Origin of the sequence: Prolixibacter sp. NT017 (genome assembly GCF_009617875.1) — a bacterium.
In the GTDB taxonomy this organism is placed as follows: Bacteria; Bacteroidota; Bacteroidia; order Bacteroidales; family Prolixibacteraceae; genus Prolixibacter.
In genome coordinates this window covers 3,107,334-3,119,437 of record NZ_BLAV01000001.1, presented here as the reverse complement: position 1 = coordinate 3,119,437, position 12,104 = coordinate 3,107,334, and the positions used below count along the sequence as shown (strand labels likewise).

Sequence of the window (12,104 nt, the reverse complement as noted above, 5' to 3'; positions counted from 1 at the left end):
AATGAGATAATTTGATAAAGGTTTTAATGCTCGTAGTTTCGCAGTGGTCAAAGATAAACGAATAATTGAAAATTCTATGCTCTAAAACATATTATTGCTGTAAAGCATATTGATTCTAAAAAGAAGCTTCCGATATGGTCTTGTGGCGTGTGTAATGGTCTGTAATAGAGAGGTGTGATAAAATGATAAAAAATAAGAGAAGGTATTAATAAATCATAGAATTTGCCTACCTTCTCTAGTGATATTGTTATTTAATTTAAATAAAAATTTCCTATCAGGATCTGGGATGATGGCGATTAACCGTATCCTTCAGATAGTCTTTATCGAGGTGGGTATAAATCTCAGTCGTAAGAATGGATTCATGTCCCAGCATTTCCTGCACAGCCCTTAAATCGGCGCCGCCATCAATCAACTGCGAGGCAAATGAATGGCGGAATGTATGAGGACTAATGTTCTTCTTCAGATTGATTTTTTGTGCGAGGTTTTTAATGATGGTAAAAATCATCACACGGCTGAGCTGCTTACCCCGACGGTTCAGGAAGAGGATATTTTCACTGTCCTTATCCACTTTCAGACGTTTGCGGTAACCAATCAAATATTTGTTGATATCTTCAATTGCTTGCTTGCTGATTGGGACCAGACGTTCTTTGTCACCTTTTCCTTCAATTTTTATGAATTCCTGATCGAAATGCAGATTGCTCAATTTCAGGTTAACCAGTTCGGAGACACGGAGACCGCAACTGTAAAGGGTTTCAATCATGGCTTTATTCCGCTGTCCTTCCGGTTTACTTAAATCGATCGCATTAATCAGTTCGTTAATTTCCTGGTCACTGAGTATGTCCGGCAACTTCCTACCGATTTTGGGCGATTCGAGCAAAGTTGTCGGGTCGTTTTCAATTACACCTTCCATGAGTAAGTACTTGTAGAACGACTTAATACCCGAAATGGTCCGGGCTTGCGTACGCGGACTTACACCTTTCTGGTTCATCCATTCAACAAATTCACGAAGATGCTGGAGTTTTACCTTGTCTGGCGGAAGTTCTTTAAATTTACCCTCCAAAAACGAAATCAATTTATTGATATCATTAATGTAGGCGCTAATTGAGTTTTGAGAAAGCGATTTCTCAAGTCTCAAAAACGATTCGTATCCCTTTTTGCTCTCAACCCAATTCATAATGAAGCAATTTTAGTTTTAACTTGTAACAATTTTAAATAAATTTGGTTTAAGAAAACATTTATTATTGTTAAAAATGCCAGGGGGGATGGAAGAAAAGGTTTTGAAATAATATGATGTTTTCTTTTTGACATCTAGTTAAATATAAGAATTATCTGAGTTAAATGAAAATTATTTTAATAAATGGCCCAAACCTTAATCTTTTGGGCATTAGAGAGAAGACCATCTATGGAAATCAGTCCTTTGATGAATATTACGTAAAATTGAGAGAACGGTTTCCTCAAATCGAGTTTGATTATTTTCAATCGAATGTAGAAGGAGAGATTGTCAACAAGTTGCATGAAGTTGGTTTTTCGGCTGAGGGAATAATTATCAATGCCGGAGCGTACACGCATACGTCCGTTGCCATTCGCGATGCGATTTCCGGAATTAATTCAACGGTGATCGAAGTTCACATTTCCAATATTCTGACGCGCGAGAGTTTCCGGCATGAATCGCTGATTGGCCCGGTTTGCAAAGGAAGTATCATGGGGTTTGGTCTCGATTCATACCGGTTGGCGGTGGAAAGTTTTCTTGCCTGACGGAATGTAATTTTAATGTTATGGCGCCCCGATAGATTAAGTTTTTATTTATCTGAAATAAAATCAGTGGGTTATATGTGTTCTGCACTCCCGGCATATTAAACAAATCTTATTTCCTGCTGTTAGAGAGGTGAAAAGAGCTGGCATTTGCTGAAATCACTTAATTTCGCGGCCAATTACTATATTAAAATATCTTTCTATCAAGATGAATCGAAACAAGCACACCAAAATTGTCGCGACGCTTTCCGACAAAACCAGTAATCCGGAATTTATTTCAAAATTGTACAATGCTGGGATGAATGTTGTCCGAATCAATACGGCGCACCAAACTCCCGAAACTGCTTTGCAACTGGTAAAGGATGTCCGGGCTGTATCCGATTCTCTGGCTATTTTACTCGATACCAAAGGACCTGAAGTCAGGACTAAAAATATTGCTGAGCCCATCGTTGTGAAGAAGGGCGATCGCCTTTTGATTAAAGGAGGTGAAGGAGAATCCAGTAAAGAAGTTCTTTACGTTGATTATCCTGGTTTTGCCAAAGACGTGTCAGTTGACCGTTCGGTCTTGATTGACGACGGAGAACTGGAGCTGAAGGTGGAAGCCTTAAAAGACGACGCGCTAGAGGCGGTAGTTGTCAACGACGGCGAAATCAAAAACCGGAAGAGTATCAATGTTCCGGGAGTTTCATTCTCGCTGCCGGCTATTTCACCGAAAGATGAAATGTTCATCGAATGGGCTGTAGATAATGGTTTGGATTTCATTGCTCACTCATTTGTGCGTAATAAAGAGGATGTACTGGCTGTTCAGGAAATTCTCGACCGCAAGGGTAGTAAAATCAAAATCATAGCAAAAATTGAGAATCTGGACGGTGTCAATAATGTCGACGAGATTTTGGATTACGCTTATGGTATTATGGTTGCCCGCGGTGATTTGGGAATTGAAATTCCTGCCGAGAAAATTCCGGGAGTTCAGCGACACATTATCCGCCGATGCGTACAACGGAAAAAGCCGGTAATTATCGCTACGCAGATGTTGCATACTATGATTCAGAATCCAAGGCCAACCCGTGCCGAGGTAAGTGATGTGGCCAATGCCATTTATGCCCGCACGGATGCGATTATGCTTTCGGGTGAAACAGCTTACGGAAGTTATCCGATTGAAGCGGTTGAAACCATGACCCGCATTGCCATGGAAGTCGAAAAAAGCAAGGATAAGCGAAACGACCTGCCGGTACCACGTCTCGATGGTGAAGTACCTGCATTCTTGTCGGAAGCTGCTGTGATGGCCGCTGAAGAACTGGATGTAAAAGCCATTGTTACTGATACCCTAACGGGAAGAACAGCACGTTACCTGGCCGCATTCCGTAGTGGTCGTCCGGTATATGCTAAGTGTCACACCGGACAAGTGAAGAGGGAGCTTGCACTTTCGTATGGTATTCACGCCAGTGAAATTGTGGTGAAAAAGAACAAAGATAAGCTGGTTAAACACGCACTTCGCGGTTTGGTGGAAGAAGGTTGCCTGGCCGAGGAAGACAAAGTAGTTTATGTCGGCGGAAGCTTTGGTGTTGGCGGCGGAACGTCGTTTATGGAGATTGCCGAAGTAGGACAGTTGACCCGGAAGAATAAATCAGATTCCGGCGCCAAGAATAAATGAGAAATACAGGAAATCTCGATATAAAAAGCTGACCCGTTTTCGAGTCAGCTTTCTTATGTCTTTAATTTTTTTGATTACCGCATATCAATAACATCGACGTCCGGATGTTTCGAAGTATCGAATTTGAAATAACTGTCGGGTAAATCCTTGTTGGTTTTCATATTCTTCAATGCAACCGTGTAAATGTTGCCATCCTTACTGTAGGTAATTGCCTTAATGATATGGTATTTGGCTGCGTCAACATAGAGCTTAACCCTAGTGAAATCTTTTTTCAGATCTTTCGGATAAAGGTCAATCACATATGCATTTTTGCCATCCACTTTTTCTTCTCCAATGTACCGGTATTTGAAACCTTTTTCATACATAGTGAAAAGGTTGGCCGGATTAAGTGAGTTGTCCTGTCCGGGCGTATTGTCCGTTACATTTACTTCACCGGCATCCGGAAGATAACTCCAGTTGGTCTTTCCATCTGAGTAAACATCCATACCTAAAGCCGGCATATGCAACCGGTATTTGTCACCTTTCAAAGCTACCCAGCCACTGTTTGTTTCTTTGATGTCTTCCTGCTGGTTTTCCAGGGTAAAGGAAAAATCGATCTGAATGGTCTTATAGCTTTTTGTTGTTGCCGAAAGCTTATCGAGGATTTCTTTCGCTTTGTTATCCTGCTGAGCAAACAGCAGACTGGTTGTCATGACGAGCAAGACGGTTAATGTAAAATTCTTCATTCTACTCATGTTTGTACTCCCGCTTAACAAGGGCTTTGTTTTTTTAAAGGTTATTCAATAATTGTTCCAAAGAATATTCATCCTGTAATAATACCTGTCGTGCTTTGCTTCCTTCGTTGGGACCTACTACGCCGGCAGCCTCCAGTTGGTCCATAATTCGGCCTGCCCGGTTGTAACCGATAGAAAATTTCCGTTGGATGGCTGAAGTGGAACCTGTCTGGTTTAAAACGACCAACCTTGCCGCTTCATCAAATAAATCATCGCGATTTTTCAAATCAACAGCACCAGGCTCATCCGAATTTTCATCCATGTATTCTGGCAGCAAGAAAGCAGTAGGATAACCTGGTTGCTCGCCAATGAAGTGTACAATCGATTCTACTTCCGGGGTATCGACGAAAGCACACTGCACACGTGTGAGGCTGCTTCCGGTGGAAACCAGCATATCACCTTTTCCGATCAACTGGTTGGCTCCGGGCGAATCAAGAATAGTTCTGGAGTCAACCATCGAGGCCACGCGGAAAGCAATCCTTGCCGGGAAGTTGGCTTTGATGACACCGGTAATAATATTGGTCGAAGGACGCTGCGTTGCGATGATCATATGAATACCAACGGCCCGGGCCAATTGGGCAATCCGGGCGATGGGCAATTCAATTTCTTTGCCGGCCGTCATAATCAGGTCGGCAAACTCATCGATAACGACCACAATATAGGGCAGGTACCGGAAACCTTTTTCCGGATTTAATCTTCTTGAAATAAATTTCTGGTTGTACTCCTTGATGTTCCGGGCATGGGCTTTTTTCAGCAAATCGTACCGGTTATCCATTTCCAGGTTCAGGGAGTTCAGCGTGTTTTTTACTTTCTGCACATCCGTGATAATCGGGTCGTCTTCCCCGGGCATTTTGGCCAGGAAATGTTTTTCCATCACCGAGTACAGATTCAATTCCACCTTTTTCGGGTCAACAAAAACAAACTTCAACTGCGACGGATGTTTTTTGTATACCAACGAAGTAATGATGGCATTCAAACCAACCGATTTACCCTGACCGGTAGCACCGGCAACCAGAATATGCGGCATTTTGGTCAAATCGACGGCGTACGTTTCGTTCGAGATGGTTTTTCCCAAAGCAATCGGCAGTTCGTATTCCGATTCCTGGAAAGTGCGTGAAGCAATAATGGAGCGCATGGAAACAATTTCCGGTTTCCGGTTCGGAACTTCAATACCAACGGTTCCCTTTCCGGGAATTGGTGCAATAATCCGGATTCCCAAAGCTGCCAGACTCAGAGCAATGTCATCCTCCAGGTTTTTGATTTTGGAAATACGGATTCCCGGCGCCGGAACAATCTCGTACAACGTAATAGTGGGACCGGAAGTCGCCTTAATTTTGACGATCTCGATGTTGTAATTTTTCAGCGTCTCGACGATCCGGTTTTTGTTTGCAATCAACTCTTCGTTGGTTACCTGCGGGTTTCCGGTCGACCACTCTTTCAGTAAATCGAGTGAAGGGAACTCATACCTGGAAAGATCAAGTGTTGGGTCGTAATCTTCTGACAGATCCTGCTGAATGGAATCCACAATATCGTCTTCTTTTCGTTTCTCCACTTCCAGTTCCGGATCTTTTGGACCTTCTTCTTTCTTGTCATCCGTTTTCTTCTGAGTAGAATCTTCTTCCGGTTCAGGTTCGAGCTCTATTTCAATATCTTCTTTTTTGTTTTTGTCGTCGGCATACACCACTTCCACCTCGTCGTCTTCTTCAACAACTTTAGCAAAAGCATCGTCTTTTTCGTTGATAACGGGAGCCTTGGGCTCTGAATAAACTTCCTCATCGGAGAGCGGGGCGTCGGTTGCCGGCTGCTTCTTCGCACGGGTCATCCACTTGCGCATCACCGGCCAGGCATTCTCGAAGGCAATGATAATGCAGATTAACATGGTAGCCATCAACAGGAAGAAGGTTCCCACATTCCCGATAACGGAATTAAACCATTGACTGATGAAAAAACCGTAAGCACCACCCGGGTACAGGTATGATTGTTCATAAAGCGGCGCCATAAAATAACCCAGAGCTACCGATGTCCATATGATGAGAAATATTCCGTAGCCAAAGTTTCTCGACAGCGAAACTTTATGGATTCGTCCCAATTTGATGGCGAGTATCAACAACAGATATACAACGCCAAAGGAGGCGAGACCAATACCCCGGTTAATGAACCAGTCGGCCATGTTGGCTCCCCATTTTCCACCTACGTTCTCAATTTTCAAATTGGGATTGGTCAAAATCTCGCGTGCCGTAAGGCTCAGCTGACTTTGGTCAGCTCCTCCCGAAAGGAGAAAGGAAATGAGTGAAATGAACAAATAGAGAGCAAAGAAAAACAGTCCGATGGAAAGAACTCCACCGACTCGTTCCCAGTTACTGAGTTTGCTCAGACGGTTCCTGAGGTTGGATTTTTGATTTTTTTTTCTGGAAGTATTTGAGGTCTTTTTCCTGGCCATTTACCTGATAAAGGTTTAAATCTGAATGAAAAATATGCTAATGCTCTGCAAATTTAACCAAATTTTTAACGCGTGATGTGCCTTGAGCGGAACATCAAATAAGGAGTGTGACGAAAATCATCTTTCCCCACGGTTCGAATTTCTTTCTTTTTGCAAGCAATTACAGTGCCGAATGTTGTGATTTGTAGCTTACCTGATTCTTAATTGTTCAAACTATCAAATGTTGCTGCAAAGCATGAACTTAGTAGAGAGAACAGGAGCTTCAACTCGCTAATTTAGGGCAAAATTCAGAAAAATTAATAACATAAAACTATGAATAAATTGGCAGTGGTGGCCCTGGGTGGCAATGCCTTACTTCGCGGAGATGAAAAAGGTACCATCGAGCAGCAGGAATCCAATACGATGGATACGCTGGAGAATCTTGTTTTCCTGTTAAAGGAAGGGTACGACCTGGTAATTTCCCATGGTAACGGACCGCAGGTGGGAAATATCCTGTTGCGGAACGACGCCGGAGAGCAAATGTATGGTGTTGCTCCCATGCCATTGGACGTATGCGTGGCAGATTCGCAGGGCGGAATAGGTTACATGATTGAAAGGATGTTCAGAAACTTGCTGAATAAACATGGAATACAGCGAAATATTATTTCCATGATTAGCATGGTGGAAGTGGACAAGGATGATCCGGCGTTCCAGGATCCAACCAAGCGGGTTGGCATGATTTATACTGAAGAGCAGGCGAAAAAACTGCAGGAAGAAAAAGGTTGGGCATTCAAACCGAGCCCGAAAAAAGAAGGCGGTTGGCGCCGTGTGGTATCATCGCCGTTTCCCAAGCAGGTAATGAATAAGGAGGTGATCGAATCACTGGCACGACAGGGAAATATTGTGATTGCAGCCGGTGGTGGCGGTATCCCGGTTTATTTCGATGAGAACAAGGATTGCCGTACGGTTGATGCCGTCGTAGATAAAGATTTGGCTTCAGCTACACTGGCTTCCAGTATTGGTGCCGATGAGTTGTACATTTTGACCGATGTTTCTTTCATATACAAAGATTTCGGGTTGCCTACGCAGGAAAAACTGGAATTTCTGGATCACGCCGATACCATGAAATATCTCGAAGCCGGTACCTTTGGCGAAGGAAATATGGCTCCGAAAATCAGAGCTGCATTGAATTTTGTGGAGAATGGCGGAAAGAAATCGGTGATTACGGAAGCAAAGAAATTGGCCGATAAATCATACGGTTCAAAAATTACCATGCACTACGATGATTAACCTTTTTCCGGTTAACCGGGAAATAAAAGTTAGGTGGACCGGCGGAGAATTATCAATTTTGTAAATCATTTAATAGCATCATAAAAACATCAAAAAAATGGCATTCAATTTACGTAACCGGAATTTTCTGAAATTACTCGATTTCACTCCGGAAGAAATAAAGCATCTGTTGAAATTGTCGGCTGACTTGAAAGCTGCCAAGTATGCAGGTACCGAACAGCCTCGCATGAAAGGGAAAAACATTGCGCTCATTTTTGAAAAATCGTCAACCCGCACGCGGTGTGCTTTCGAGGTGGCTGCACACGATCAGGGAGCCAATGTTACCTATTTAGGCCCGAGTGGCTCACAGATTGGTCACAAAGAATCGATGAAAGATACTGCCCGTGTGTTGGGACGCATGTATGACGGAATTGAATACCGTGGTTTCGGACAGGATATCGTTGAGGAGTTGGGAAAATACGCCGGCGTACCGGTTTGGAACGGTTTGACCAATGAATTTCACCCGACGCAGATTTTGGCTGATTTCCTGACCATGATGGAGCATACCGATAAGCCCCTTTCGAAAGTGAAGTTTGCCTACCTGGGCGATGCCCGCAACAATATGGGGAACTCACTGATGGTAGGAGCTGCCAAAATGGGAATGGATTTCCGCGCAGCAGCACCTGCAGCAAGTCAACCGTCGGAGGAATTGCAGAATGTTTGCCGCGAAATAGCGAAGGAAACAGGAGCGAAAATTACCGTAACCGACAATGTTGCCGAAGCGGTAAAAGATTGCGACTTCCTGTACACCGATGTTTGGGTATCGATGGGTGAGCCCGAAGAAGTTTGGGCAGAGCGGATTGAATTGTTGAAACCTTATCAGGTAAACAGCGAGGTGCTGAAAATGACCGGTAACCCGAATGTGAAATTCCTGCACTGTCTGCCTGCATTCCATAACCGCGACACCAAAGTAGGTGAAGATATTTATCAGAAATTCGGATTAGAAGCAATGGAAGTAACCGAGGACGTTTTCGAAAGTTCTGCTTCCATTGTATTTGATGAGGCTGAAAACCGGATGCATACCATTAAAGCCATAATGGTTGCAACGCTGGGTCAGTAATATGTTTGTGGAAAGCTAAAAGTGAAAGCCGGGATATTTCCCGGCTTTTTTTATTCTTTAGAGACAAATCCTACACCGTCTACATTTTTTTCGACCATTGGGTCTCCTTTGTACCGAACCCATCCAACGCCATCCATGTCTACTTTCAAGTGGTCACTTACATTCACCGAAGCATAACCGGCTCCGTTAATCGAAATGTCTGCCCGGTTCACTTTCATATCATAGGCCGAAATCTTGCCGGCTCCTTCAATGTGACTTGTCAGGTACCGCACCTGTCCTCCCAGTTCCATGCTTACGCCACCTTCAATATTAATTCCCAGTTTTTCGGTTACCAGGTCCATTCTTAACCGGCCACCGCCTTCAATATCAATGTTCAGATTGTCTGTCATCAGTGGCTCTTTTGTTTTGAGACTGACGTAGCCGCTGATTCTTAAATCTTTCAGACTTTTTATGGTGATGTTAAGATGAATTCTTCTGGCCATGTTTTCCCAGTCGTCGTGGTGTTCACCGCGCTCAAAACGGGTGTCGACAATTTTCAGTTCTCCATCATCGACTGACACTCTTAATTCGTTCATCAGGGCGTTGGGCGCTTCAACTGAAATGCCAGACTTATCACCCTGAGAAAGGCTTACGGTAAAACCTCCTCTAAGTGAAATGGAGTTGAACTCCTGTACGTTGAGTGTTTTCCCGTCCTCCGGGTTTTTATCATGCTTACCTGCGCTGCAAGAGGTGGTAAACGCGAGTGAAAAGATCAGGAAGAGAAAAAACAATAGTTCTTTTTTCATTGGTCTGGTTTTTTGTGGTTTCATATATAGCCTGTCAAATAGACTTTTTCGGGTGACCGAAAAATCAAATTTCTATTTATATAGAACGAAGTCGTTTGGTTAGCTGCCAGACATTGATGGACGTAAATAGCACGAGTCCGAGAATCACGACAATGACCAGTATTTCCATGTAGCCAAAAGCACTCAGCTGCGACCAGAAGTGGTAAACGCTGAAAAGTGCTGTTAGTGTCGACGCAATGATCAACTTCACCGCATCGGCCGGTTGTTCTGTCTTCGAGGTCCGGTATGCGAAATGCAACGTAAAAGCGCCCAGAATGGCACTCTTGGCAGCCATCAGGTAGTCGCCTGAAGCAATATCGATTCCGCCGTACAAAAAAGGAATCAGTGAAAAAACGTATAAAATTAAAATCAGGCTTGATAAGATTCCTCTTGCCTGCTTCTGGCTTTCAGCACGCACGAATAATCCCAAACGCTTAAAAGGAATGGGTTTGAACTCTTCGCTTTCCAAATCATCTTCACTTTCTATAATCCCGCGTTGTATGGCTTCAGCGATGGCTGCTTTTGCTGCTTTGGGATGATAATCACTCCTCTTACGCAAAGCAATAATCAGGTCGTGGTCGGACAATCCGGCCATTTTTTCAGTGAAATCAACTTTTTCGGGATCAAATACTTTATCAGTTTTCAGCATAAACTTTCTTTATGATGTGATGTTTTTTGTTACTGTTCTACTAGCATTCTGTTTTGCAATTTACATCAAAAACAGTGCAATGATAAAGAAAGCTTCGTTCTTCTTTTATCAAACTTCTATGGGAAAGCAATAATTGCTTATATGGATTTCCCACAATTATTAATTTTGTTGCGCTTACGCGAATCAATGTATAAGTATATCGAATACTAAATAAATTACTATGAACAATTTTGAATTCTATAATCCGGTGAGGATTGTCTTTGGAAAAGGTGAGATAAGTGCTCTCAAAGGACTGGTCCCCAAAGACAAAAAGGTGATGCTCACATATGGCGGAGGCAGCATTAAAAAGAATGGCGTATACGATCAGGTAAAGGAAGCTCTTCAGGGAGTGGACGTGATTGAATTTGGCGGAATTGAGCCCAATCCGCACTACGAGACTTTGATGAAAGCCATCGAAATTGTGCAGAAGGAGAAAGTTGATTTTCTGCTGGCTGTTGGCGGTGGTTCTGTTCTCGATGGAACCAAGTTCATTGCTGCCGGTGCACTTTGGCCGGGAGAAGATCCATGGGAAATCTTAACAGGAAAAACGGACTTCCCGCTGTTAAAGGCTTTGCCATTGGGTTCTGTTCTGACGCTTCCGGCAACCGGTTCCGAAATGAACGGAAACTCGGTTGTGACAAGAGTTGAGACGCAGGAAAAACTGGCATTTGGTTCGCCGTTGGTGATGCCCCAATTCTCCATCCTCGATCCGACCGTTGTTTTCTCATTGCCTGACAGGCAGGTGGCTAACGGTGTTGTCGATGCGTTTGTGCATGTGATGGAGCAATACCTGACTTATCCGGTCGATGCTCCGATTCAGGATCGTTTTGCAGAATCTATTTTGACGACATTAATTGAAGAAGGTCCGAAAGTGTTGGCGAACCGTAACGACTACAACACAGCAGCCAATTTCATGTGGGCGGCAACCATGGCGCTGAACGGACTGATTGGCGCCGGCGTTCCCCAGGATTGGGCGACACATGCTATTGGACACGAAATTACCGCGTTCCACGGAGTCGATCATGCCCGCACCTTGGCGGTTGTCCTACCGGGATTGATGCACATCAAGCGAAGTAACAAGAAGGATAAAATTCTTCAGTACGGTGCCCGTGTTTGGAACATTACGGAAGGAACCGAAGACGAACGGATCGACCAAATCATTTCGGCAACGGTTAAGTTTTTCGAATCGGTAGGTATCAAAACTCGCTTGAGCGATTACGATATTGACGCCAGTTTCATCACGAAAGTGAAAACCCGTTTTTTGCATCGAGGAATGGTGGGAATCGGTGAGCACGGTGATATTTCACCTGACCAGGTTGCTGAGATTCTGGAACACCAGTTGTAGAAAGACGATTATTTCTTCAAAATATTTAGGGCCGGGAGCAGTTGTGTTTCCGGCTTTACTTTTTCTTCGCTGTTTTTGATGACGACTTCTTAGTGTGGCCTGAATGTGGAAATTCGGTAATAGGACAGGTTTTACAGGAGCCACTGCATCCCCTGCAAGGAGCCGGCTTTCGGAAATAGCGGATGGTCTCAATTGCTTTTTTAATGATGAAATAAGCCGCAATTGCAATAATGACGATGGTTATCAGTGTTTGAGCCATA

Annotated in this window: 11 protein-coding genes; 5 read left to right on the top strand and 6 right to left on the bottom strand. The window is 43.7% G+C overall.

What is annotated here, in order from left to right; translation table 11 throughout:
- Nucleotides 1-274 precede the first annotated feature (274 nt).
- The gene (gene xerD / locus GJU87_RS12885; RefSeq protein ID WP_153639904.1) at nucleotides 275-1,174 is read right to left on the bottom strand and encodes a site-specific tyrosine recombinase XerD; all 900 of its coding nucleotides are present in this window, start codon (nucleotides 1,172-1,174) and stop codon (nucleotides 275-277) included.
- Nucleotides 1,175-1,338: 164 nt separating this feature from the next.
- On the opposite strand from xerD, the gene aroQ reads away from it, so the two are divergent.
- On the top strand, nucleotides 1,339-1,755 hold the full coding sequence (gene aroQ, locus GJU87_RS12880; protein WP_153639903.1) for a type II 3-dehydroquinate dehydratase: 417 nt from the start codon (nucleotides 1,339-1,341) through the stop codon (nucleotides 1,753-1,755).
- Between the two features lie 205 nt (nucleotides 1,756-1,960).
- Nucleotides 1,961-3,406, top strand: coding sequence for a pyruvate kinase (gene pyk, locus GJU87_RS12875; RefSeq protein WP_153639902.1), 1,446 nt, complete (start codon nucleotides 1,961-1,963; stop codon nucleotides 3,404-3,406).
- A gap of 74 nt (nucleotides 3,407-3,480) precedes the next feature.
- On the opposite strand, the gene GJU87_RS12870 is transcribed toward pyk, so the two are convergent.
- Nucleotides 3,481-4,131, bottom strand: coding sequence for an outer membrane lipoprotein carrier protein LolA (locus GJU87_RS12870; RefSeq protein WP_194831529.1), 651 nt, complete (start codon nucleotides 4,129-4,131; stop codon nucleotides 3,481-3,483).
- A gap of 43 nt (nucleotides 4,132-4,174) precedes the next feature.
- Nucleotides 4,175-6,619 (bottom strand): DNA translocase FtsK, encoded by a 2,445-nt coding sequence (locus GJU87_RS12865; protein WP_153639900.1) that lies wholly within the window; start codon nucleotides 6,617-6,619, stop codon nucleotides 4,175-4,177.
- Between the two features lie 312 nt (nucleotides 6,620-6,931).
- Between GJU87_RS12865 and GJU87_RS12860 the strand changes: the two genes are divergently transcribed.
- The gene (locus GJU87_RS12860) at nucleotides 6,932-7,888 is read left to right on the top strand and encodes a carbamate kinase (protein ID WP_153639899.1); all 957 of its coding nucleotides are present in this window, start codon (nucleotides 6,932-6,934) and stop codon (nucleotides 7,886-7,888) included.
- 97 nt (nucleotides 7,889-7,985) lie between these two features.
- A complete protein-coding gene (locus GJU87_RS12855; RefSeq protein ID WP_153639898.1) occupies nucleotides 7,986-8,987 on the top strand; it encodes an ornithine carbamoyltransferase in 1,002 nt (333 codons plus the stop codon).
- 50 nt (nucleotides 8,988-9,037) lie between these two features.
- On the opposite strand, the gene GJU87_RS12850 is transcribed toward GJU87_RS12855, so the two are convergent.
- Together GJU87_RS12850 and GJU87_RS12845 are read right to left on the bottom strand one after the other, a co-directional pair.
- Nucleotides 9,038-9,772, bottom strand: a complete 735-nt coding sequence (locus tag GJU87_RS12850) for a head GIN domain-containing protein (RefSeq protein ID WP_194831528.1) — start codon at nucleotides 9,770-9,772, stop codon at nucleotides 9,038-9,040.
- A gap of 76 nt (nucleotides 9,773-9,848) precedes the next feature.
- Nucleotides 9,849-10,460 (bottom strand): hypothetical protein, encoded by a 612-nt coding sequence (locus tag GJU87_RS12845; protein WP_153639896.1) that lies wholly within the window; start codon nucleotides 10,458-10,460, stop codon nucleotides 9,849-9,851.
- Nucleotides 10,461-10,680: 220 nt separating this feature from the next.
- Between GJU87_RS12845 and GJU87_RS12840 the strand changes: the two genes are divergently transcribed.
- Nucleotides 10,681-11,844, top strand: coding sequence for an iron-containing alcohol dehydrogenase (locus tag GJU87_RS12840; protein ID WP_153639895.1), 1,164 nt, complete (start codon nucleotides 10,681-10,683; stop codon nucleotides 11,842-11,844).
- 55 nt (nucleotides 11,845-11,899) lie between these two features.
- On the opposite strand, the gene GJU87_RS12835 is transcribed toward GJU87_RS12840, so the two are convergent.
- Entirely contained in the window at nucleotides 11,900-12,103 is a 204-nt protein-coding gene (locus GJU87_RS12835) for a hypothetical protein (protein ID WP_153639894.1), read from the bottom strand.
- Nucleotide 12,104: the final 1 nt, after the last annotated feature.

What these genes read in the sequence shown, in the direction of transcription:
- xerD (WP_153639904.1), bottom strand. Translation starts at nt 1,174, where the DNA reads ATGAATTGGGTTGAGAGCAAAAAGGGATACGAATCGTTTTTGAGACTT.
- GJU87_RS12870 (WP_194831529.1), bottom strand. Translation starts at nt 4,131, where the DNA reads ATGAAGAATTTTACATTAACCGTCTTGCTCGTCATGACAACCAGTCTG.
- GJU87_RS12865 (WP_153639900.1), bottom strand. Translation starts at nt 6,619, where the DNA reads ATGGCCAGGAAAAAGACCTCAAATACTTCCAGAAAAAAAAATCAAAAA.
- GJU87_RS12835 (WP_153639894.1), bottom strand. Translation starts at nt 12,103, where the DNA reads ATGGCTCAAACACTGATAACCATCGTCATTATTGCAATTGCGGCTTAT.
- GJU87_RS12850 (WP_194831528.1), bottom strand. Translation starts at nt 9,772, where the DNA reads ATGAAAAAAGAACTATTGTTTTTTCTCTTCCTGATCTTTTCACTCGCG.
- aroQ (WP_153639903.1), top strand. Translation starts at nt 1,339, where the DNA reads ATGAAAATTATTTTAATAAATGGCCCAAACCTTAATCTTTTGGGCATT.
- GJU87_RS12855 (WP_153639898.1), top strand. Translation starts at nt 7,986, where the DNA reads ATGGCATTCAATTTACGTAACCGGAATTTTCTGAAATTACTCGATTTC.
- pyk (WP_153639902.1), top strand. Translation starts at nt 1,961, where the DNA reads ATGAATCGAAACAAGCACACCAAAATTGTCGCGACGCTTTCCGACAAA.
- GJU87_RS12845 (WP_153639896.1), bottom strand. Translation starts at nt 10,460, where the DNA reads ATGCTGAAAACTGATAAAGTATTTGATCCCGAAAAAGTTGATTTCACT.
- GJU87_RS12840 (WP_153639895.1), top strand. Translation starts at nt 10,681, where the DNA reads ATGAACAATTTTGAATTCTATAATCCGGTGAGGATTGTCTTTGGAAAA.
- GJU87_RS12860 (WP_153639899.1), top strand. Translation starts at nt 6,932, where the DNA reads ATGAATAAATTGGCAGTGGTGGCCCTGGGTGGCAATGCCTTACTTCGC.